Consider the following 21,443-nt stretch of genomic DNA (forward strand, 5'->3'; position numbering starts at 1 on the left):
GTCGTTTCGCGCCGGTTACTTGGATTCGGTTCCGCCGCCGCCGGTGACGTCGGTAGCCGAGGAACGAATGTGGTCCACAAAGCCGTACTCCAGAGCCTCTTCGGCGGTGAACCAGCGGTCGCGGTCACCATCCTCGTTGACCTGCTCGACGGTCTTACCGGTCTGGTCGGCGGTGATCTTCGCCAGGCGCTGCTTCATGTCGTTGATCAGGGCAGCCTGAGTCTGGATGTCGCTCGAGGTACCACCGAAGCCACCGTGGGGCTGGTGCAGCAGCACGCGTGCGTTCGGGGTGATGTAGCGCTTGCCCTTGGTGCCCGCGGTCAGCAGCAGCTGGCCCATCGAGGCGGCCATACCGATACCCACGGTCACGATGTCGTTGGGCACAAACTGCATGGTGTCGTAGATCGCCATGCCGGCGGTGATCGAACCACCCGGGGAGTTGATGTAGAGGAAAATGTCTGCTTCGGGGTCCTCGGCAGCAAGCAGCAGCAGCTTGGCTGCAATCTCGTTTGCATTGTCATCGCGGACCTCGGAGCCGAGCCAGATGATTCGGTCCTTCAGAAGACGGTCAAATACACCGGGCTGGGGTGTGATGTCGGCCATGTCGCGCTCCATTCGTTTTGTGCGTCGAATTGAATCTATCGCGCCCGAAGGCATCGCGCTGGCGTGTTCGCCCACGGCGTGCACCGTGGCGCGCATCTTGCTAAAACGTTCGCTCGGGGCAAACAATATGGCCGTCATTTCTGGGCACGCGGGCGAGGATTCACGCCAGGATAGAGGGGAGACGATCCCACCACCAACCGAAGGGTGCCCCGTGTCCGTTCTGTCGCACCGCTTTCAGCTGGTCGCCCGGCCCACCGGGCTGCCCGGGGCCGAGCACTTCGAGGTGGTGAGCGAAAAGCTCGACCTCGCCGCGCTCCCCCGGCTTGCCCCGCCGACGCTGCTGGTCCAAAACGTCCTGTTCTCGGTGGACCCCTACCATCGCGAAATGATGGACGGCGACTGGGCGCTGCACGCCCCGCTCGAAGGGCGCTCGGCCGGGCGAGTCCTGGCATCCACCTCGCCGGCGTTTCGTCCCGGCGACATTGTGCTGCACCGTCGCGGATACGCCACCCATGCCCTGGTTCCCGCCGCCGAGGCGCGAAAGATCACACCATTCAAGGGCGTCCCGCTCGAGGCCTACCTCAGTATCCTCGGTGGTGCCGGGCTGACCGCCTATGTGGGCCTCACCCGCATCGCCGAGCTGCACGGCGGACAGGCGATGCTGGTCACCGCGGCCGGCGGCGGAGTGGGCACAGCGGCGGCGAGGATCGCCCGACTGCTGGGCGCGAGTCCCATCGTGGGCATCACCAGCACCCCGGAGAAGGCCACACGGCTGCTCGCCAGCGGCGCCTTTGACCGGGTTATCGCCTCCCGGGATGCCGTGGCGCTGGCCCGAATGCGCGCCGAGGGTGCCGGTCGATTCGATGCCGTGCTGGAGGGTGGGGGCGGCGACCACCTGGCCCTGGCGATCGACCTGGTCAAACCGCGCGGACGCATCGCCTGGGTGGGGGCCATCGGCCATTACACCGCGACCGAGCCTCCCGTTGCCCCGCGCAACCTCTTCACCCTGGTCGACAAGCAGGTGCGCCTGGAGGGATACCTGGTGGCCTCCTATCGTGACCTGCAACAGGAGTTCGAGGACTTCCTGATCCCGCACATCCTCTCCGGTGACGTGCCCCTGGAGGTAACCGTGACACACGGATTCAACCAGACCATCGACGCCCTTCAGGGCCTGTTCACCGGAGCGAACCTCGGAAAGGCCCTGGTGCGTCTGATCCCCTCGGTCTAGCCGCTCCTAACCGCCGAAGGGCTGGATACTCGCCATCTGCATGATGGTGTGCTGAATGCGAGCGAGGGCGGCCGGATCGGTGACCGAGGATCCGGTCACCGCCTGCCACGACTCCACAATCAGGTCGCCATAGTTGTGGCCGTGACGCGCGGGCACCGACTCCCCCATCAGCATGTCGATGAGAACCTGGGCGGCCGTGACCACCGGGATCCAGCGCATATCCGGGCTGATCTGGTCGGAGCGCTGCCCCGGCGTTAGCCAGTCGGGTTCCTGCCAGAGCAGGTCCGGCCCCAGCCAGGTAACCGGGTCGCTGGCGTGCTGCAGGTAGGCCACCCGCGGATAGTCCCAGGCACCGGGCAGCAGGTCGAGGTCACCGGACTTGGCCATCCAGCGCACCTCCCGGCCCTCGCCCAGCACCGGCTGCCACTCGGGCGAGCCGGGGTCCCGCATGGCCTGAAGCTTCTGCCAGAGCGGCGTCCCGTTGGGCGATCCCACAAACAGCGCACCATCGGTTCGGGCGCGCACATCGGCGAGGGAGGTAAAGACGGCCTGGGCTCCCTGCGCCCCCAGGCTCAGACCGTAGCTGATGAGCTTGGGACGATGGGCTCCCTCGGGCATCGCGTGGATCGCCGCGCTGACCGCATCAAACAGGTCGCGGGCCGCGGCCACCGGGGCATCGGGATCAAAAACAAACGAGACCCAGCTCGGGGTGTAGGCATACTGCATCGAGACGATAGCGGTGTTACCGCCGTGCAGGTATTCCACCGCATCCACGGTCTGCGGTTCGAGCCAGCCCGACCCGGTCGCGGTTGCCACCACGAGCACGTCGCGCTCGAATGCATGCGTGCGCTCAAGTTCACGCACGGCCAGGGCCGCACGCTCCCGGGTTGTGGGGGCGGATTTCAGCCCCGCATATACGCGGATCGGCTCGATCGCCGGCTGCCCGGTGACATCGCGAATCTGCTGTGCGTCGGGCCCCTCGGACACAAACGCCGCACCGTGGCGGCCGAGTGTGTCCCAGGGGATCTCGGATCCTGGCCCACCCGAACGTTCGGAGGACGTCGGCGCGTGCAGGCCCTCGGCGGGTTCGGCGTTGGAGGCCGCGTAGATGCGGTCCACCCCGAACATCGCCCCGGAGACGATCACGGCGGCGGCCACGATCCCCACCAGGACCGAGATTCCCAGCGCAATCGGGGTTCCGCGACGGGCACGACTGCGACGATACAGGGTCGAGAATCCACGGCCGATCGCCAGGCCCAGCAGCGTAACGGGCAGCAGCCCGAGGATGAACAGTCCCGCATGCGGTGCGCCTCCGGGCGGCATCTCCACCAGCTCACGCACCTCGTTCTGCCAGGCGAGGGCCGCGGCCCCCAGGCCGGACAGGCCCATCGCGGTCACCACCAACACGCCAATCCACACGTTGCGCCGCACCCGCGCGGAAACCCGCCAGGGAAGCACGCGTCGCCCGATGGCCCACAGCAGACGGCCAAACGCATAACCCAGCAGGAAGATGACGGCGGTCATTACCCCCTGGAGAATCGCCGGACGCGGCAGCAGCGACGGCGTCAGCGAGAGGTACGCGGGAATCAACCCGAAGATCACACCCGCCACGTTGAGCCGCCACCAGGGGCCGGGCGTGCGCGGCGTCGTCCCCGCTCGCCCCGAGCCCTGGTCGAGGCTCTGGTCGAGGCCCTGGTCGAGGCCCTGGTCGGAGCCCTGGTCGAGGCTCTGGTCGGAGGACGGTTCGGCCGGTTCTAGCTGCGGGGAACGCGCAGGTTCCTCATCGCGGGATGCGTGGTGCACGCGCCCTCTTTCTCTGGGTCATGATGCTCGAGTGCACTCACGCGAGACGACAGTCATTTTCTCATGTCCGCCAAACCGATCCGAGGCACGCCGCGCGTCGCCGCGCCGGAGGGAACTCTCTCGGATCTAGAGGTTCCCGGTGAGTCTACGGCGCAGGTTTTCGCTGGGGGCATTCAACCCGCTCAGGCTCGTTCGAGTGCCGTGGCGTGCAAAACGTTCCTGAATGCTGTCGAGCGCGGCAACGCTGGACGCATCCCAAATGTGTGCGCCTGAAAAGTCGATGGTCACGTGCTCGGGATCGGCCGCATAGTCGAACTGGGTGACCAGGTCATTACTGGAGGCAAAAAACAGTGCCCCGCGGACGCGATAGAGCACATTCCCGTCCTCCGAGAACTCGCGAGTCACGGTGACAAGATGGGCAACGCGCCGGGCAAACACCACCATCGCGGCCAGGACCCCCACGATGACACCAATCGCCAGGTTTTCGGTTGCCACCACCACGACCACGGTGATGACCATGACCCCGGTTTCTCCCAGCGGCATGCGACGCAGGGTGGAGAGTCGAATGCTGTGCCAGTCGCAGGTTGCCACCGACACCATCAGCATCACCGCCACCAGTGCCGCCATCGGAATCATCGAGACCACCCCACCCAGGAACACCACCAGCGCCAGCAAAAACGTGCCTGCGGCAAAGGTGGAGATGCGTGTGCGTGCACCCGAGGACTTCACGTTGATCATCGTCTGGCCGATCATCGCGCACCCACCCATCCCGCCAAAGAAACCCGAAAGAATGTTGGACACCCCCTGTCCCCATGCCTCACGGGTCTTATTAGATCCGGTGTCGGTGATTTCGTCCACGAGTTTCGCGGTCATCAGTGATTCGAGCAGCCCAACAATCGCCATCGCCAGCGCAAACGGACCGATAATGCCCAGCGTCTCCCAGGTGAGTGGCACCCGAGGCACAAACAGCTCGGGCAGACTCTTGGGCAGCGCACCCTGGTCTCCCACATTGGGCACCTGCGCCCCCATAACCACCACGATCACGGTCACCGTGACGATGGCCACCAGTGGCGCAGGAACCGCACGGGTGATGCGGGGCAGGAACACCAGGATCAGGATCGCCAGCACCACCAGTGGATACACCAACCAGGGCACGGCGATCAGGTGTGGCAGCTGTGCCAGGGCCACCAGAATTGCCAGCGCATTCACGAACCCGATCATCACAGAGCGTGGGATAAAGCGCAGCAGCTTGGTTACGCCTAACAGGCTCAGGATGATTTGGAGAGTGCCGGCAAGAATCACCGTGGCAATGAAGTAGTCAATCCCATGCTCGCGCACAACCGGGGCGATCACCAGCGCGACCGCACCGGTTGCGGCGCTGATCATGGCCGGGCGTCCCCCGACGATCGCAATCGAGACCGCCATGATGAAGGAGGAAAACAAGCCATAGCGCGGGTCGACTCCCGCGATGATCGAGAATGAGATGGCCTCGGGGATGAGGGCCATCGCGACCACGAGCCCCGCGAGCAGCTCGCGAGAGAGCAGCCGCGGGCTGCGCAGAGCGGAGACAACGGTGATGGGCGCGGATATCGCGAGCATGGAAACTCCGGTCACAACGGGCACGGCGATGGTGCCGACGACGGAGGGTGACGGGGCAGGGCGACGTGAAAGAATGGGTGATGGTTGCCGAATCGGCAACGTGTTCAACTCTACCCTAACGTAAGGGTAGGTTTGCGAAAGGCATGTGATGTCCTCTACCCCGGCCACGATGCACATCGGCGAGTTCGCCGAGCGTACGGGCATGTCCCTGCGCACCATCCGCCACTACGACGATGTGGGCCTGGTGACCGCGTCGTTTCGGACCGACGGAGGCTTCCGTCTCTACACCGAAGCCGATTTTGAACGAATGATCCTGATTCGCCGCATGAAACCCCTGGGATTTACCCTCGACGAGATGGCAGAACTCCTCGCCATTATCGACGAGGGCCGAGCCACCGAGGATTCGTCTGGAACAGACCCACGACTCACCGAGTTCATTCGAGAGGCCACCGAACGTCGCGAAAAACTGCGCACCCAGCTCGCCATGGCCGACGAATTTGTGGAGCTCCTGGAGCACCAGGCCCGCTAGCGGCGCCGTCGCTACGCGCACCACTCGCCATAGGTGCCTCGATTCCGCGTAGGCTGTCCGCATGACAGCGCTAGGTTTACCGGGCACAATCACGTCTCTCACCGCCACACGGAGTGAATCTGTCTGGGCTCTCTTAGACAGCGGGGTGGTGTGCGAGATCAATCCGGTCGCCGAAACGGCTCTCGAACGCGTGAGCATTCAACTCCCCCGCACCGGCGCAGACGCCTCCAACGGCCGCCCCGCCCCGCGGGACGAGCACCCACGCCTGCTGGTATCGGATCAACAGGACCTCCTCGCCGTCGTCATCGACTATGGACGGTACGGCCGCGTATATCGCGCAGATACCGGGGAGTGTATCCAGGAACTTGACTGCGGGGACTACTACTCGTCGATGACACCCTTTGGGGCGGAATTCACCACGGTTCACGGTGCGACCACACTCATCCATCGCACCGACTGGAACAGACTCGACGCCACCGTTTACGATCCCGATCCACGGCCACTCACGGCGCGGGCGGACCCCGTGGAGAGCGCCGCCTCCGCGGACACACGATTCCAGGACTATTTTGTGGGGAATATAGCCCTCAACACCGACCACACTCGTGTCCTCACCGATGGATGGATTTGGACTCCGGTCGGCGCTCAGCGCGCTTTTTCTCTCCCCGCGTGGCTGATCGACAATCCGTGGGAATCTGAGGATGGTGCCTCGCTGTGGCGGCGAAACGACCCCACCGAGGACTGGGACTATCCACTGTGCTGGATCGATGCCGATTCCTATGCAACGATGGGCCGCCCCAGCGACATTTTCCGTGAGGAGGACGAGCCTCAGCCGGCGGACACCGTATCAATCGTCAATATCAGCACCGGGGTCGAGGCCACATTTTTGGGACCGGAGCCCCTGCGCATACCGGGCCGTCGCACCCTGTTTCATGCCCGTGGACACCTCCTGAGCGTGGAACCTGACGGCCTGAGCATCTGGAGACTCAGCGACGGATCCCTAGCCCACCACCTACCGGGGCTCAACCCCGAGCTGGTTCTTGGCGGAGCGAACCGCATCGTTTCGCCCTCCGGGGACACGTGCATCATCCTCCCGCTGCCCGAACTCTAACCGCATACAAAAACCGCCCCCGATTGCTCGGGGGCGGTTTTTAGTGAATCGGAGAATTACTTCTCGTCAGCAGCCTCAACCTCGGCGGCCTCTTCCTCTTCCGAGGGGATGAAGCCCGAGAGGTCAACGTCGGCGCCGTTGGCGTCAACAACCTTGACCTTGCCCAGGACGATTGCGAGGGCCTTGTTGCGGGCAACCTCGCCGACCATGGCGGGGATCTGACCGTTCTGGTCCAGAACCTGGATGAACTCGCCCGGCTCCATGCCGTACTGAGCGGCACCCTGGATCAGGTACTGGGTCAGCTCTTCCTGGCTGACCTGAACCTTCTCGGTCTCGGCGATCACGTCGAGCAGGATCTGGGTGCGGAAGGTCTTCTCGGAAGACTCCTTGACCTCGGCGCGGTGAGCGTCGTCCTCGAGACGGTTCTCGTTCTCCAGGTGACGGTGCACCTCGTCCTCAACGAGCTTCTCCGGAACGGCAACCTCAACGGTCTCCAGGAGGTGCTCGATCAGCTTCTCGCGAGCGGCAGCGCCCTGACCGAAGGTCTTCTTGCTGGCGGCCTGCTCCTTGAGCGACTCGGTCAGCTCGGCGATGGTGTCGAACTCCGAAGCGATCTGAGCGAACTCGTCGTCGGCCTCGGGCAGCTCGCGCTCCTTGACGGCGGTCAGGGTCACGGTGATTTCCGCGTCCTTGCCGGCGTGCTCGCCACCGAGCAGCGGGGCGGTGAAGGTGGTGGTCTCACCGGCGGTGAGGGTGTCCAGGGCCTCGTCGATGCCCTCGATCAGCTCGCCCGAGCCAACCTCGTAGGAGATGCCGGAGGCGTTGTCGACCTCGTTGCCCTCGATGGTGGCGATCAGGTCGATCTGAGCGAAGTCACCGGTCTTGACCGGACGGTCTACGGTGACGAGGGTGCCGAAGCGGGTACGCAGCGACTCGAGTTCCTCGGCCACATCGGCGTCGGTAACCTCGGCGGCCTCAACCTCAAGCTTGATGCCGTCGTAGGCGGGCAGGGTGACCTCGGGGCGAACGTCAACCTCGATGGTGACCTTCAGGTCGCCGGAGAAGTCCTTCTCGTTGGGCCACTCGGTGATGTCTGCCTCGGGGCGACCCAGAACACGCACACCGTGCTCCTCGACGGCTGCGCGGTAGAAACCGTCCAGACCCTCGTTGGCTGCCTGCTCGATGACAGCACCCTTACCGACGCGCTGGTCGATGATGGCTGCGGGCACCTTGCCCTTACGGAAACCAGGCACGTTGATCTGCTCTGCGATCTGTGCGTAGGCGCGCTTGATGGCGGGCTGCAGGTCCTCCGGGGTCACCTCAATGTTGAGCTTGACGCGGGTGGGGCTGAGCTGTTCGACCGTCGACTTCACGATGATGTGTTCTCCTGATTGTTGGAAATTCGTCCTCGGGTGAGGAGTGGGCCTCGTCGGGGCGACAGGATTTGAACCTGCGACCTCCCGCTCCCAAAGCGGGCGCTCTACCAAGCTGAGCTACGCCCCGGCTAGTAAAGCCGGTTTTAGTCAATTCCGCGCATGCACGGCAGGCTAATTGACCTCCGCAAGTCTAGCTGACAAAAACACCCGTCCCGACACCAATTCAAAACCCGGGGTGTCGGAGGCGCCCCAATTTGTCGCGCCGCGCCCGGGTTGCACCGCGAAGTGCGCAACCAAGCTCAACGTGTACTACGATGAAATCACACCCCGGAAGTCACCTTCCGGAGTGGGGATGTAGCTTAGTGGTAAAGCCTTAGTCTTCCAAACTAATGATGCGGGTTCGATTCCCGTCATCCCCTCCAGATAAAAGCCCGGCTCTCGGAAACGAGTGCCGGGCTTTTTTGTGTGATGCGGAGAGCGCTCGCACCACGCCGGGATGCGACACACACAGCATTCCTACGGTCTTTCCACGGCAACCGCTCACAACGGCGATCTAGCGTGGAGCTATGAAGCAGTTGTGGGCCCGATTTATCTCGCACATCGTCCAGGATGATGATGCAGAGCTGTCACGCCTTGATGTTCTGGATGGGCTGCGCCCCTCCGATGCCGCGCCGATCCGCCTCGTCGACGCACCCGAGAAAGTCGACGCACCCGAGGAAACGGTGCGCGGGCAGCGCCACTAGTCTTCCTGCGCGAGCTGCGCACAGGGGTCGCGGGCGGTCCACACCTCTTTAAAGAAGTCGGCGTCCACGTGGCGCGCCTCATCCCGGAAACCCAGTCGCGCGAACAGTGCGACAGCTCCCCTGTTGCGCGCGTCGCACTGCGCGATCAACCGATGTGCGCCGCGCTGGTCATACAGGGTAGCCGTCAACACGCGTAACGCTTCGCTGGCGATGACCGCGCCCTACGTCGGATCTTCCAGATTAATCCCGGGCTAATAGGTGTCGGGCTGGTCTTCATGAGTGCGGATGGCAACATCCTCCTGTAAGACCCCGGTCTCGCGCTCCCGGATCTCAAAAGAAATCCGGGCCTATTGTTATGCCCTGCCGCGCACGAGGCCCGCTGAAAACGAAATTCGGAGCCGAACCGAATTCGCGGGCCCCGTGAGCACTAGTAAATGTATGCGTCGCTCACGACGGGTGCCGTATCGGATCCACCCACATAGCACTCAAACATCGCATGCTTGATTTTTGTGCCGTATTCGTTCTTCGGCTGAGCCTCGACCTTGAAGAACCACTGATCATCGACAATCTGTGCCGGATAGGCGCCCAGAATCCAGCGGATTTTACCTCCATAGGTCAGCAACTTGTCTCCGGCAGACATGCATGCCTCACGAGCGTTAGACTCCGACAGCCCGCCAGAAGTGGCAACCTTTTGAGCCGGTGCCGGCGCCTGTGCTGCTGGCTGAGGTGCCTCGTTCTCCTCAGTAATGGCGACTTCTTCCTCAACCGCAGCCTCAGCGGTCACGGCAGGTTCAGCCTTCGGTGCTACAGCCAACGCAGACGGCGCCGAACCTACCTCGGCGGAGCTGCCATTTTTAGGATTAATGAGGGCACCTAGAATCGCGAGCCCTGCGACTCCGATCACAACCCAGGCCCAAACTGGGATTTTCTTCGATGTTTTCTGAGCATTTTCTGCAGTCATGAGCGAGAGCCTAGCTTCAGGACAGGAATCAATACACCGCCCAGTTCGGAGGGCAAATTCGATACAAAGATGCGTGCTCGCCACCGTTTGACACGGGTCGGGCACCGATCGCGTTCCGGCTAAAAGAAACGATGGCCGTTCAATCGTCGGGGCAATGTGAGGTCACCGCGAGTCCCGATGACGCCATCAGAGGGTTGGAACCCGATCTGGCATCACGCTAGCGCTCCCAGAGGTACGGAGTGGTCTGGGTCACGCGGATCAGCCCCGAGCGTTCCAGGATCGGGCGGGAGAACTCGGTGGAATCCGAGTGGACAAATCGTTTCCCTGAGGCAAGTGCAGATCGAGCACGGGCCGCGGTGAGTGCCCGGTAGATCCCGCGGCCGCGATACGCGTGCAGCGTTGATCCACCCCAGATGCCCACAAAATCGGTGCCGGGCACCGGCTCGAGTCGCCCGGCGCTGACGATGCGCTGAGCCGCCTGCGCCACCCAAAACTCGGTGCCGTTCTCGATGGCGAGTTCACTCAGCAGCTCCCCGAGCTTGTCCGAGTCTTCCTCTTCACCAAATGCCTCAGCGGACATGGCACTCATCGCCCGGACCTCGGCCTCGGTGGTGATCCGGCGCACGGTGATCCCCTCCCGAGCAAGCGCCTGCGTGGGATCGTTCACCAACAGGTCTTCAAGGGCCCCAATCATCACCGACTCGGATTCCTGGGCCACAAATCCCGCGCGCGTCAGTGCCGTGTGAAGGCCGGGCGCGTCATCGTGGGCGCGGGTTTTCCACTCCACATCCACGATCTCCGGATACGTGGCGAAGTAGGCCAGCGCGGTGTTCACGTTCTGGGCGATCGATCCCGTCGGCGTTGCGTCGAGTTTCGCATAGGTCACAAAACCGTGGCCGCCGGGGAAGATAGCCAGGGTGAGCCCACCCAGCATGAACACGGATTCGGCCGTGCGCACCTCGACCGTGGTGCGTAGCTGCTGATCATAGGCACGGAGATAGTCGGTGTGGAGAGTCATCGCGGCCAGCGTATCAGCGGGCGGATCGGCTCGAACCTCAGCAGAGCGCCCAACCGCAGCGCCCAGGCGCGCGTGGCGAAAAAAGCGGGCGATAATGGAAGGGTCCCCAATGCGCGTTCAAAGGTAGTGTGCCCGTGTCCGAAACCCCGTCCGAGTACCCGGTCAGCCCCGAGGCAGCGAAGCAGTCCCCCGCAGTTACGCAGGATGCCCAGGCGGAGCGCGAATCCCACGCCGACTCCGCGGCGGCGGATCAGGCGCCCGCCGACGCCTGGGAGGCACCGCAGCAGAGTGTGCGCCCCGATCCCGTCCGCGCCCCGCACGCGGGAGTGTTTGGATATGTGGCCGCGGTCGTCGGTATCGCGGTGGCGCTCTGGATCGTCGCCGGACGCACCCTGGTGGGAATCGACGGCGACCTCGTGCGCTGGTTTGCCTACAGCCTGGGGCCGGTCTATGCAATCCTCAACATCTTTGTTGCCCGCAACATCATCCTCACCGCAAAACGCGGATACAACCTGCGCCCCTCGGCCGTGGCTACCCTGATCATCTCGTGGGTCTGCGGCATTGGCTTCGGATTCCTGGTGCCCGACATCACCGAACACGGCCTGGTGTCGATGGTGTCCCTCAGCGGTGGAGAGGTTGCCCAGGAGATCGGGATCGGCGTGGCCAACCCGTTGGCGACCGTCAGCGTTGCCCTGACCATCTTCGCCCTGGTGCTCAGCGGACTCTCGGCGCGCGGCCCCAAGCCGCCCGTCGACGAGGACGATTACTAAACACCTGTTCGAACCTAACGATCAGGTCACAGCCCACCCAAAACGGCCGGATGCCCACGCCCGCATGTGCCAGACTGGCGCACAGGGTACGGGGCAATGGCGCCCCGCACTCGCCTACTTCCCGCAGAAAGACGGCCCCTCAGCCATGAAACTCCGCTCGCTCGCCGCCGTCTACACCCTGGTGGGTGCCGTGGTTTTTCTGATCGGCGGCATCCTGCTCGGGCTTGGACGATTCGGTCCCGGGGTCCTCATGATGATCGTCTGCATCATCTTCCTCGCCGCCAGCGGTCGCGCCCAGCGCAAATCCAAGCGCTAGGTCCGAAACGACCCCTCCCTACAGGGCCGAGTATCGTGCCGCATTCGCGCGGTAGCGAGCGGCATTCTCTCGAATCCCGGCGATCTCCTCGGCTGTCAACGCGCGCCGCACCTTGCCCGGGACGCCGGCGACCAGCGATCCCGCGGGAATCTGCGCCCCCTCGAGCACGACCGCACCGCCGGCGATCAGCGAGTTCTCGCCGATCACCGCGCCGTTGAGTATCACCGCGCCCATCCCCACCAGCACACCATCCCCGATCGTGGAGCCGTGAACCACCGCGTTGTGTCCCACCGAGACGTCTCGACCGATCAGCACCGGGGACCCGGGATCCGCATGGACAGCGACGCCGTCCTGCAGGTTGCTCCCCGCGCCCAGCACTATCGACGCACTGTCCCCACGCAGCACCGCATTGAACCAGACGCTTGCCCGCGGGCCCAGAGTCACATCCCCCACGATGCGGGCACCGGGGGCCACATACGCGTCCGCGGCGATGCGCGGAGCGGGCAGATCAGGCAGGGCAAGGATCAAAAACTCCGGGGTCTCAGACATGGTTTCAGCCTAGTCTCGAACCTTTTTTGATGAATTTTCGATGCTGGACACCGGCTGGGAGATTCTTGGATTTAGATCTAAAACACGCGTCATCACGCGGGTTGGAGGCCCCGCTTCGGGGGCCCAAAAACCGCCGAAACACAGCGTAAGACGAGCCTAATCTTGCTTGCGGAATGTTTTTATCCGCGTACCGTTGTATCTAACACCGAGGAAAGAAGGAAAAAATGACCAACATCCAGACCGTCGCCACCAGTTCCGTCAGCGCAGAGGTTGCCGCCGGAGTTGCCCAGTTCCTCAGCCCGGTCGTTCTCGACCTCCAGGCACTTGTCATCAACGGCAAGCAGGCCCACTGGCACGTCCGCGGAGCCAACTTCGTCGGCGTCCACGAACTCTTCGACACCGTCGTGGAGCACGCCCAGGACTGGTCCGACCTCGCCGCCGAGCGAATCGTTGCACTCGGCCTCCCGGTCGACGCTCGCCTCGCCACCGTCGCCGCCAAGACCACCACGGGTGAGCTGACCGCCGGATTCGTGCAGTCCGACCAGTCCATCGCCGAGGTCATCGCCCAGATCGACGCCGCCCTGGTCTCGGTCAACACCGCGATCGACGAGCTCGCCGAGCTCGACGCCACCAGCCAGGACGTTGCGATCGAGATCGCTCGTGGCCTGGACAAGGACCGCTGGTTCCTGGTCGCTCACCTCAGCAAGTAATTCCCCGGGTTTTCGCCGCGCTCTCGCCTTCGGGCGGGGGCGCGGCGCTGGTTAACGGAGTATCGCCCCCGCGCGTAGAAGGCACGCGGGGGCGATACGTCTGAAATCAGCACCCACCTGAGCAAGGGCTCAGCGCGCGGGGGCGCTTGTCGCGGCGGCTAGCGCGCGGGCATCTGAGCGGTTTCCACCTCGGACTGTGCGGCGACGTCACCGTGTCCGTCGGCGGTCATGGTCGATTCGTCAAAGGGCAACTCCCCCGCCAGCACGCTGCGAGCACGGGCCCGGTCGATCTGACCGGTCCAGGTGCCGATCAGGAAGGTCGCGACCGCGTTACCGGTGAAGTTGGTCAGCGCACGCCCCTCGGACATGAACCGGTCGATCCCCACGATGACTCCCACGCCATCCACCAGATCCGGACGGTAAGCCTGCAGGCCGCCGGCCAGGGTCGCCAGTCCCGCCCCGGTCACCCCGGCAGCGCCCTTGGATGCGATGATCATGAACACCAGCAGACCGATCTGCTCGCCGATACTCATCGGCTGCCCCATCCCGGTCGCGATAAACAGCGAGGCCATGGTCAGATAAATCGCGGTCCCATCCAGGTTAAAGGAGTAGCCCGTGGGCACCGTGATGCCCACCACAGGCTTCGAAACCCCGGCGTGTTCCAACTTGGCGATCAGCCGCGGCAACGCCGACTCGGACGAGGAGGTGCCCACGATCAGCAGGTACTCGCGGCCAAAGTACTTGAGCATCTTGAAGATGTTCAGCCCGGTCACAAAGTACAGCAGCGAGCCCAGCACCCCGACGATGAACAGCACACAGGTGATGTAGAAGGCGATCATCAGGATCCCCAGGCCCCAGATCGCCGCGGCACCGGTCTTGCCCACCACCGCGGCAATCGCGCCGAAGGCACCGATCGGGGCCAGCCAGAGGATCATGCTGAGGATGCGGAACACCAGGGTCTGCAGCTGCTTGATCGCGCCGATAATGGGCTCGCCGCGCGTGCCCAGCCCCTGCAGGGCGAAGCCGGTGAGCAGCGCAATAAAGAGGACCTGCAGAACGCTCTCCCCGGTGAAGGCCGAGAAGAAGGTTGGCGGGATGATCTGCAAGATGAAGTCCACGGTTCCCGCGGCCTCCCCCTTGGTTTCATAGTGGGCACCGCGCATGTCCAGGCCTTCGCCCGGGTGGATCAGGTTTCCCACCACCAGGCCGATGGCCAGCGCAAAGGTCGACATGATCAGGAAGTAGATCAGCGCCAGACCACCGATCTTGCCGACGGTTGCGGCCTTGGCGATCGACCCGACCCCGATCACGATGGTGCAGAAAATAATCGGAGCGATCATCATCTTGATCAGGGAGACAAACGCCTTCCCCAGGGGTTCGAGTGCGATGGCCACGTCCGGGACGATGAGCCCCAGCAGAGCGCCGGCAACCACGGCGATAATCACCGATACATACAGCCAGGTGTGTCGATCCCACGAGCGCCGCGGCCGGCGCGGGACGGTGCAATGTACAACGTTTTGTGCCACGAGTTCCTCCTGAAACGTCTCTGTTCGGATGCGGTGCGGGCAGGGCACCAGATCAATTTCCCTCACGCTACGACCGCACCCAGTGCACCCCGGAGTTTTGGTCGTATTGGTCGCGACAAAACGCCGCGTGCGCCGGCCGCGTGGCACAATGACGGAATGGTCCAAAAACGTACCCGCAGCGCATCGTCGAGCGTGTTTCTGGCGCTCATCCTGATCGCCGTGATCCTCGGCCTTGCCGTGGGTGGGCTGCTGATTTGGGATCGTCAGCGCGCCGGGGAACACGAGGCCGAGCGGGCAACCGAGGCCATCGCCACAACCCTCGCGCTCTCCCCTACCACCCGCCAGGCACTGGCCGCGGTGGAGTCGGGCCCGGCCCAGCGGGCCGAGGCTACTGCGACCCTCCAGCCGATCACGCGCACGCTCATTGACCGGGCGGGCATCACCTATGTGACCATCATGACCACCGACGGCATCCGACTCACCCATCGGGAGGAGTCCCAGATCGGTGGCTTCTACCTGGGCACCATCCCGGGCACCCCCACCGAACTAACCGAGGTCTTTGACGGCACGCTCGGTCCCTCGATCCGCACGATCGTCCCGGTATTCGCCCCGGGCGGCACCGAGCTGGTGGGATGGGTATCGGCCGGGGTCACGCTGGGCACGGTTGGCGCATCGATTCGGGATGAGCTGCCGCTGATCCTCACCCTCACCGCCGGCCTCCTGGCAGCCGGAGTGGTGGGCGCGCTACTGGGAAGGCACTACACTCGCCGCCTGGCCGGTGACCTCAGCGCCGCGGATGTGCGCGATGCCACCACCTCATTTGAATCGCTGCGCACCCTGGGGGCGGCCCTGCGCGCCCAGAACCACGAACACGGTAACCGTCTGCACACGGCCGTGGCGATGCTCGAACTGGGTCGCACCCGGGAGGCCATCACCCTGCTGACCGAAACCGCCGATCACAACCAGGAGCTCGTGGATAGCCTGGCCGTACCCGCAACCTCCGAGTCCACGATGAACGCGCTTCTCCTCGGGAAAACCGCTCAGGCGGCGGAGCGCGGACTCGATTTCGAGACCGTGATCGATCCCGAAGCCCCCGCACTCGCGCTGAGCCCCATCGATGCGATCGCCGTCGTGGGCAACCTGATTGACAATGCGTTTGACGCCGCGGCGTCCGGCGAATGGCCACACACCGTGCACCTGGAAATTCGCGCCGCCGGTGCCGAGACCGTGGAGATTTCGGTGACCGATAGCGGGGCGGGATTCAGCGAGGAATCCCGAGCACGGATGTTCGATCACGGCTACTCGACCAAGGCAGCCCCCTCGGCCACCCGGGGAATCGGGCTTGCCCTGGTCCGGGACATTGTCACCCGGGCGGGCGGGCACATCGCGGTGGATGAGCATCCCACCACACTCCGGGTTTCACTCCCCGCCGCCACGGGAAAGGATGCACGGTGACCGAACCGGAAAATATTCGGGTCCTGATTGTGGATGATGACCCCCTCATCGTGGAACTGCACCGTTCATTTGTGGAGCGGGTACCCGGTTTTGTGGTGGTCGCCGAGGCCGTGGGGGCGTATCAGGCGGTGGCGATTCTGCGTGATGATGCCCGCCCGATTGATCTCATCCTGTTGGACATCACGATGCCCGACGGTAGCGGCCTCGACGTGCTTCGACACATCCGCGCCCGCGGGACCGACACCCATGCGATCGTGATCAGTGGGGTGCGGGAGGCGGAGAGTGTGCGCCGCACGCTGGCCCTGGGCGTGGCTCAGTATCTAATCAAGCCCTTCATGTTTGCGACCTTCTTTGAGCGGATGGCCCAGTTTCGGGATTTCCACAGCCGGGATCTCTGCGCGAGCGGCCAATCCACCCAGCAGGAGGTGGATTCGCTGTTCTCGGCGCTCCGCCCTCCAACCCGGGTGGCACCGGCCAAGGGCATCGCCCCCGACACGCTACAGCTGGTCACCGATGCGCTGCGCACACACGGCGCGTGTTCGGCCGCCGAGATCGCCGAAGAGGTGGGGATGTCTCGGGTTGTAGCGCGTCGCTACCTGGAGTATTTAACCGCAAGCGGCAGCGTGGAGCGTGCTCCTCGGCTGGGCACCCCGGGACGGCCGCAGAGCGAGTACCGCTGGCGTTCCGCGATGTCCGCCGAATAGCACCACTATCCGAGCAGCGACGTTACCAACGGCGCAGCCCAAACCCCACACGCAAGTCCCCCAAATGGTGGACAATCAGGGGTTTTTTTTGATCGATGCGACGAGATTGCTGCGGACTTACGGCAATTCGTGTTCAATTTGGCACCTTCCGCTCCACTTTTCCGTAGTCTGCCAGGCAGGCGGAACTCTTGCTGCCTCGGTACCAAAGGACAAGATGACCCTCACTCGATACCCCGCGTGGCCCTCCGATATCGCCCAGTTGCGTGATTCTCGGATCTGCCCCTCGTGCTTTGGGATCCCGGCGATTGGCATCTGTGGGCGGTGCGACCTCGACATCCGCACCAGCGTTGCCTGTTTGATCCGCCTCCGCAGCCAGGCACTGGACGCTGCGCTGCTCGAGCGTGCCGGACTGATCGCTGCGATGCGGTCCCGGCAGAGCCTTCCCGCAGGCACGGCGGACACACTGGCCTGGCCGCCGACCGCGCTGGCGCTGATGGATCCCTCACGCTGCCCGGGGTGCTTTGCGGAGCTGTCGGGCGTACGCTGCGCATCGTGTGGGCTCGCGCTGAATCACGATGGCGCGGTGGAGCTTGCCCAGGTGAGCCGAGCCGCCGGGGATCTGGCCGAGGAGCGCCGCCGGGCCATCCTGGCCCTACCGATCGCGGCACCGTATGCGGCGCCCGCGGCGCCCCCGATCACACCGGAGCCCGCGGCCGAGGTCTCGGAGGTCCTCACGGGCGACGAGTCTCCGGTGCCGGAACCCGAGTGGGTGGCTCCCGTGGCCGCGATGTCCGCACAGGATATCCCCGTCGCCCCGCAGTCGCAGCCCGCTGCCCCCGCTCCCCGGGTTACCCCGGTTCCCCCAGTCCCCCCGGTAGCCACCGTTTCCCCGGCAACCCCGGTTGCTCCGGCGCCTGTGGCTGCCCCTGCTTCACCCGCTACCCCGGCACCTGTGGCTGCCCCTGCTCTCCCGATTCCCCCTGCCCCTCCGGGACGCCCCGCCGATACGCAGGTGGACGACGAACGCGCCCCGCGCCGCTCCAGCATCCAAACCACGCTGCTGACCCTGGGTGTGGTGCTGCTGGTAGCCGCTGCCCTGTTCTTTGCGACCCTCGCCTATCTGGGCACGACCCCGCCGGTGCGCGCGGTGATCCTGCTGGGTGTCGCCGCCGCGACCGCAGCGGTGTCCGGATTCCTCGTGAAGCGTCTGCCCTCCACCGCTCATGCGCTGGCAATCCTCAGCACGATCCTCGCGCTGATTGATGCCGGCCTGGTGCGTGCGTTCGACGTGGCCGGCATCTCGGGCCTCGATCCGATCTTCTCGGCCGGACTCGGCCTGGGCATCGTGGGTGCGCTAGCGGTCCTCGCCGAGCGACTCACCCACGTGCGCAGCTACGCATTCATCGCCGCCCTTCTGCTCCCGCTGGCCGCATTTGGGCTGGCCGGATCGATCGGCGCGACCGCCTCCCAGACAGTCTGGCTGGGAGCGCTCGCAGCCTTCGTCATCGCGGTCGCCGGATCCCGGTTCCTGCGCTCACGCGCCCGCCGCGCCCCCGAACGGATACTTCTGGAATCGCTCGGGCTGGGCTTCGTGATCGTCGCCACCGGTAGCGTGCCGGGAGTTGCCCAGGGCGGAGACATCCTGCTCGTGTTCCTGCTGGGAGCAACCGCGCTGGCCTGGCTAGGCTTTGCGATCCTGACCACCTCGCCGGCGCTGCGCATAGTCGGGCGCACGGGAGCCGCACTGCTGGGAGCGCTGACCCCGCTGGGACTGCTGGGGACCACAATCGCCGGGGCTGCTCAGGCGTTCTCGCCGCCCACACTACCCGCGCTGTGCACGGTGGTTCTCTCCACCGCGGTCACCGCCGCGGGCATCTGGCTCCTCACCCGCCACGGGAAGGAACCCTCCCTGGCCACGCTGCTGCCCGGCTGGACCGGCTGGATCGTCTCGGCCGTGGTGACCCTGAACGCCCTGGGCTGGTACGTATCCGAACGGGCCGCCGAATCGGCGTCGCCGCACACGGCCGACTTCCTCAGCGTTGCCCTTCCCGGGCTGGCCATACTGCTGGTCGCCCTCGTTCCGCTGGGATATGCCGCCCACCGTCTCCGCGCGCTGCGTGATGTGCTCCCGTGGCTCCTCGCCGCGACCACCCTGGCGGCCACCGTCAGCGTGTTCACGCTCGAGTCGCGGTTCGCCCAGTCCGCGCTCATCCTGGTGATTGTCCTGCTACTGGCCGAAACATCCATCCGTCTGCCGCGACGCCTCCCCGGGGTGACCTTCTGGCTGGTCCCGGCCGCGCTCGCCGGCGCGAGCATACTGCTGGCCCTGGTGCGGTCCCCCTCCGAGCCGATCGCCAACATCGGGATCCTGGCGTTGACGCTGGCCGTGGTTGCCCTCTGGCGAATCCGTGCCGAACAGGATCCGCAGGATGCCACCCCGATCCACCAGCGCTGGATCCTGTCCCTCGGGGCCTTCGTGCTCGGGCTCGCTCTGGTGTGGCGCATCGTTCTGGCACAGGCCCCGGCAACCCTCACGATCGTGGCGGGCTGGGAGATGGTGTATGCCACTGCTATCGCGATCCTGCTCAGCGTGATTCCCCCGCTCTCGCGCCGCTTCCGGGTCAGTTCCGCCGGGGCCTCCGAGGCGCGTCTCGCCGGAGTGGGTGCCGCGTTCCTCCTGATCGTGGCGGGCATGTTTTATGCGGCCGGACTGATCATTGAACCTCGCCCCGATCTGCTGCGCGCGCTGCTCCCGGTGGTGGGTATTTTCGGCGCGTTACTGCCGGTGCTGCGTCCCGCCCGCATTCACACCGGGATTCGGCAACTCCTCATCGGCGCCACGATCCTGCTCACCGCGCTGGCGGTGGCCGCGCTATCGCTCTATGCCGGTGTGCAGGTGACCATTCCGCTGGCGATCCTGGTGCTGCTGCTCTCGGCGGCGGGAAACACTCCGCTGCGCGAGCGTCTCCTGGGCGGTCCCACCGCTACGGTGCGCCGCCTGGCGCACCCCCTCACATCCGGTTCGACCCGGCTGAGTGAGATCCCCTGGGTCCGGGTCATCACCGATGTTTCGCTCCTGGTCATCGCCCTCCCGGTCTTCCTTGCCGGGCTGAACCTCCCAGACGCCTGGGCCGCGCTGCCGATTCTGGCGGTCGCCGCGGGAATATCCGCCGGTGCCCACGGAAATCCGCTGCTGCAGACCAGCGGGCCACGGCGCTTTCAGCTGGTCCTTGCGCTGGGAATCGCCAGCTGTGCGCTCTGGGTCGCCCTGGGCCGGGCCCAGATCGAGACGGCCAGCGCCTATGCGGTCCCCTCGGCGGCACTGTTTGCCCTGCTGATTCTGCTGACCATCGCGCACAACCCGATCCACCCCAAGCCCTCGGGCGCGGCCCTGGGCCTCGGTGTCGTGGCCGGTGGCGCGGCCCTCAGCGTGGCGGTCGACGGTATCCGGTTTGGGGATGTCAACGCCCTGATCATCGGTCTGGTTGCGCTGCTCCTAGCCGGAGCCGCACGGTTCCTCCCCACCGAGTGGCGCAACCTGCCGGTGCGCATGCTGACGCTCTGGCCGACGGCGGGCACCCTGCTGGTTGTCGCGAGCATCCGAGCCCTGTTCCTGACCGGTCCAGGGCGCTCGGCCTTCCCTAGCCCCGAGGAACTCTGGACGTGCATGCTCGTGGCGCTGGTCCTGATCTTCCTGCCCAGAATGCGGCGCGAATCCTTCGGGATCGTCGACTCGGCGATCGGCCTGATCGGATTTGCCGCGCTTCTCGTGGTGAGTGTGATGAGCGTTGTCGGGACCGATCACCAGCGCGCCACGCTGCTGCTCCTGGCTGTCCTCTTTGCCCTCATCGCGGTGGCCGGCTATGCGCTCTCCCGTTGGGGCGGGGCATTCTGGATCACCGCATTAACGATCTCCGGTGTGTATGGAATCCTGGCCGGACTGCTGGCTCACGCCGCGCCCGAGCTCGGGGTCGCACCCGCGATCGTCGCCGCCCTCGGAATCGGAGTCCTGGTGCTCCGCCGCACGCCGGGCCGGCGCAGCATGCCCGTGCTCGGGCTTCCGCTCGCGCTGGGTACCGTGATTTCCCTGATCGCCGGCTGGGTGGATCCGCACCCTACCCGCCTGGTGGGGCTGGGCGTGGTGTGCATCGCCCTGGTGCTCTGGGGTGTCCTGGGCAAACTCCAGGCACCCTTTGTGATCGGCACGATCGTGCTTCTGGCCCACGTCATCGTGCAGGCGTTCCCGCTGATTCGTGCCATCACCGACACCCTCTCCTGGGCGGTGTGGGCGGGGCTTGGCGGAGTCCTCCTGCTGGTGGTGGGTGCGACCTACGAGGCCCGACTGCGTCAAGCTAAAAACCTGGTGCACGCGATCTCCGCGCTGCGCTAGAGGGTTTCAGTCCCACCCAAAAACAAACCCCGGTCCGACTGGACCGGGGTTTGTC

General features: G+C 65.1%; 19 protein-coding genes and 2 tRNA genes. 11 read left to right on the forward strand and 10 right to left on the reverse strand.

Annotated features, from left to right (window positions below):
• Nucleotides 1-15: 15 nt before the first annotated feature.
• Nucleotides 16-615 (reverse strand): ATP-dependent Clp protease proteolytic subunit, encoded by a 600-nt coding sequence (locus D9V34_RS11195; protein WP_255505794.1) that lies wholly within the window; start codon nt 613-615, stop codon nt 16-18.
• 199 nt (nt 616-814) lie between these two features.
• Here D9V34_RS11195 and D9V34_RS11200 point away from each other — a divergent pair, with 199 nt between their 5' ends.
• Nucleotides 815-1,831: an MDR family NADP-dependent oxidoreductase gene (locus D9V34_RS11200; RefSeq protein WP_220700583.1), complete on the forward strand. Its 1,017-nt coding sequence runs from the start codon at nt 815-817 to the stop codon at nt 1,829-1,831.
• Nucleotides 1,832-1,837: 6 nt separating this feature from the next.
• Here the strand turns inward: D9V34_RS11200 and D9V34_RS11205 are convergent, their stop codons facing one another.
• Both D9V34_RS11205 and D9V34_RS11210 read right to left on the reverse strand, forming a co-directional pair.
• Nucleotides 1,838-3,634, reverse strand: coding sequence for an alpha/beta hydrolase (locus tag D9V34_RS11205; protein WP_121688878.1), 1,797 nt, complete (start codon nt 3,632-3,634; stop codon nt 1,838-1,840).
• A gap of 126 nt (nt 3,635-3,760) precedes the next feature.
• Nucleotides 3,761-5,233 (reverse strand): SulP family inorganic anion transporter, encoded by a 1,473-nt coding sequence (locus D9V34_RS11210; protein ID WP_121688879.1) that lies wholly within the window; start codon nt 5,231-5,233, stop codon nt 3,761-3,763.
• Nucleotides 5,234-5,381: 148 nt separating this feature from the next.
• Here D9V34_RS11210 and D9V34_RS11215 point away from each other — a divergent pair, with 148 nt between their 5' ends.
• Nucleotides 5,382-5,762, forward strand: a complete 381-nt coding sequence (locus D9V34_RS11215) for a MerR family transcriptional regulator (protein WP_245992003.1) — start codon at nt 5,382-5,384, stop codon at nt 5,760-5,762.
• A 190-nt stretch (nt 5,763-5,952) separates the two neighbouring features.
• Nucleotides 5,953-6,870: a hypothetical protein gene (locus D9V34_RS11220; protein ID WP_147441690.1), complete on the forward strand. Its 918-nt coding sequence runs from the start codon at nt 5,953-5,955 to the stop codon at nt 6,868-6,870.
• A gap of 56 nt (nt 6,871-6,926) precedes the next feature.
• On the opposite strand, the gene tig is transcribed toward D9V34_RS11220, so the two are convergent.
• Complete coding sequence (gene tig / locus D9V34_RS11225) at nt 6,927-8,243, reverse strand: trigger factor (RefSeq protein WP_183091958.1); 1,317 nt, start codon at nt 8,241-8,243, stop codon at nt 6,927-6,929.
• A gap of 56 nt (nt 8,244-8,299) precedes the next feature.
• A tRNA-Pro gene (locus D9V34_RS11230) sits at nt 8,300-8,373 on the reverse strand.
• A 221-nt stretch (nt 8,374-8,594) separates the two neighbouring features.
• Here D9V34_RS11230 and D9V34_RS11235 point away from each other — a divergent pair.
• Nucleotides 8,595-8,668, forward strand: a tRNA-Gly gene (locus D9V34_RS11235).
• 144 nt (nt 8,669-8,812) lie between these two features.
• Entirely contained in the window at nt 8,813-8,989 is a 177-nt protein-coding gene (locus tag D9V34_RS17820) for a hypothetical protein (RefSeq protein ID WP_183091959.1), read from the forward strand.
• On the opposite strand, the gene D9V34_RS11240 is transcribed toward D9V34_RS17820, so the two are convergent.
• The 3 genes from D9V34_RS11240 to D9V34_RS11250 all read right to left on the reverse strand — a co-directional run bounded on the left by D9V34_RS11240 (nt 8,986) and on the right by D9V34_RS11250 (nt 10,968).
• A complete protein-coding gene (locus D9V34_RS11240; RefSeq protein ID WP_121688882.1) occupies nt 8,986-9,201 on the reverse strand; it encodes a GNAT family N-acetyltransferase in 216 nt (71 codons plus the stop codon). The genes D9V34_RS17820 and D9V34_RS11240 overlap by 4 nt on opposite strands.
• Nucleotides 9,202-9,416: 215 nt before the next feature.
• Complete coding sequence (locus D9V34_RS17580; RefSeq protein ID WP_147441691.1) at nt 9,417-9,950, reverse strand: YPYG domain-containing protein; 534 nt, start codon at nt 9,948-9,950, stop codon at nt 9,417-9,419.
• 217 nt (nt 9,951-10,167) lie between these two features.
• A complete protein-coding gene (locus D9V34_RS11250) occupies nt 10,168-10,968 on the reverse strand; it encodes a GNAT family N-acetyltransferase (protein WP_121688884.1) in 801 nt (266 codons plus the stop codon).
• 134 nt (nt 10,969-11,102) lie between these two features.
• Here D9V34_RS11250 and D9V34_RS11255 point away from each other — a divergent pair, with 134 nt between their 5' ends.
• Nucleotides 11,103-11,738 carry a hypothetical protein gene (locus tag D9V34_RS11255; protein ID WP_121688885.1) on the forward strand — a complete coding sequence of 212 codons (636 nt, stop codon included), beginning with the start codon at nt 11,103-11,105 and terminating at the stop codon, nt 11,736-11,738.
• Nucleotides 11,739-11,883: 145 nt separating this feature from the next.
• Nucleotides 11,884-12,054, forward strand: a complete 171-nt coding sequence (locus D9V34_RS17825) for a hypothetical protein (RefSeq protein ID WP_183091961.1) — start codon at nt 11,884-11,886, stop codon at nt 12,052-12,054.
• Nucleotides 12,055-12,072: 18 nt separating this feature from the next.
• On the opposite strand, the gene D9V34_RS11260 is transcribed toward D9V34_RS17825, so the two are convergent.
• Nucleotides 12,073-12,603: a gamma carbonic anhydrase family protein gene (locus tag D9V34_RS11260; protein ID WP_121688886.1), complete on the reverse strand. Its 531-nt coding sequence runs from the start codon at nt 12,601-12,603 to the stop codon at nt 12,073-12,075.
• Nucleotides 12,604-12,827: 224 nt separating this feature from the next.
• Here D9V34_RS11260 and D9V34_RS11265 point away from each other — a divergent pair, with 224 nt between their 5' ends.
• A complete protein-coding gene (locus D9V34_RS11265) occupies nt 12,828-13,313 on the forward strand; it encodes a Dps family protein (protein ID WP_121688887.1) in 486 nt (161 codons plus the stop codon).
• Between the two features lie 158 nt (nt 13,314-13,471).
• On the opposite strand, the gene D9V34_RS11270 is transcribed toward D9V34_RS11265, so the two are convergent.
• Nucleotides 13,472-14,839 (reverse strand): cation:dicarboxylate symporter family transporter, encoded by a 1,368-nt coding sequence (locus tag D9V34_RS11270; RefSeq protein WP_121688888.1) that lies wholly within the window; start codon nt 14,837-14,839, stop codon nt 13,472-13,474.
• 156 nt (nt 14,840-14,995) lie between these two features.
• Here D9V34_RS11270 and D9V34_RS11275 point away from each other — a divergent pair, with 156 nt between their 5' ends.
• The 3 genes from D9V34_RS11275 (at nt 14,996) to D9V34_RS11285 (ending at nt 21,388) form a co-directional block, all read left to right on the forward strand.
• Entirely contained in the window at nt 14,996-16,294 is a 1,299-nt protein-coding gene (locus tag D9V34_RS11275) for an ATP-binding protein (RefSeq protein ID WP_121688889.1), read from the forward strand.
• Nucleotides 16,291-16,998, forward strand: a complete 708-nt coding sequence (locus tag D9V34_RS11280) for a response regulator (RefSeq protein WP_121688890.1) — start codon at nt 16,291-16,293, stop codon at nt 16,996-16,998. Before D9V34_RS11275 ends, D9V34_RS11280 begins: the two co-directional genes overlap by 4 nt.
• Nucleotides 16,999-17,353: 355 nt before the next feature.
• Nucleotides 17,354-21,388 carry an SCO7613 C-terminal domain-containing membrane protein gene (locus D9V34_RS11285; protein ID WP_183091962.1) on the forward strand — a complete coding sequence of 1,345 codons (4,035 nt, stop codon included), beginning with the start codon at nt 17,354-17,356 and terminating at the stop codon, nt 21,386-21,388.
• Nucleotides 21,389-21,443: the final 55 nt, after the last annotated feature.

Origin of the sequence: Mycetocola lacteus, from assembly GCF_003667575.1 — a bacterium.
Lineage (GTDB): Bacteria > Actinomycetota > Actinomycetes > Actinomycetales > Microbacteriaceae > Mycetocola > Mycetocola lacteus.

What these genes read in the sequence shown, in the direction of transcription:
- D9V34_RS11195 (WP_255505794.1), bottom strand. Translation starts at nt 615, where the DNA reads ATGGAGCGCGACATGGCCGACATCACACCCCAGCCCGGTGTATTTGAC.
- D9V34_RS17820 (WP_183091959.1), top strand. Translation starts at nt 8,813, where the DNA reads ATGAAGCAGTTGTGGGCCCGATTTATCTCGCACATCGTCCAGGATGAT.
- D9V34_RS17580 (WP_147441691.1), bottom strand. Translation starts at nt 9,950, where the DNA reads ATGACTGCAGAAAATGCTCAGAAAACATCGAAGAAAATCCCAGTTTGG.
- D9V34_RS11215 (WP_245992003.1), top strand. Translation starts at nt 5,382, where the DNA reads ATGTCCTCTACCCCGGCCACGATGCACATCGGCGAGTTCGCCGAGCGT.
- D9V34_RS11250 (WP_121688884.1), bottom strand. Translation starts at nt 10,968, where the DNA reads ATGACTCTCCACACCGACTATCTCCGTGCCTATGATCAGCAGCTACGC.
- D9V34_RS11265 (WP_121688887.1), top strand. Translation starts at nt 12,828, where the DNA reads ATGACCAACATCCAGACCGTCGCCACCAGTTCCGTCAGCGCAGAGGTT.
- D9V34_RS17825 (WP_183091961.1), top strand. Translation starts at nt 11,884, where the DNA reads ATGAAACTCCGCTCGCTCGCCGCCGTCTACACCCTGGTGGGTGCCGTG.
- D9V34_RS11260 (WP_121688886.1), bottom strand. Translation starts at nt 12,603, where the DNA reads ATGTCTGAGACCCCGGAGTTTTTGATCCTTGCCCTGCCTGATCTGCCC.
- D9V34_RS11210 (WP_121688879.1), bottom strand. Translation starts at nt 5,233, where the DNA reads ATGCTCGCGATATCCGCGCCCATCACCGTTGTCTCCGCTCTGCGCAGC.
- D9V34_RS11275 (WP_121688889.1), top strand. Translation starts at nt 14,996, where the DNA reads ATGGTCCAAAAACGTACCCGCAGCGCATCGTCGAGCGTGTTTCTGGCG.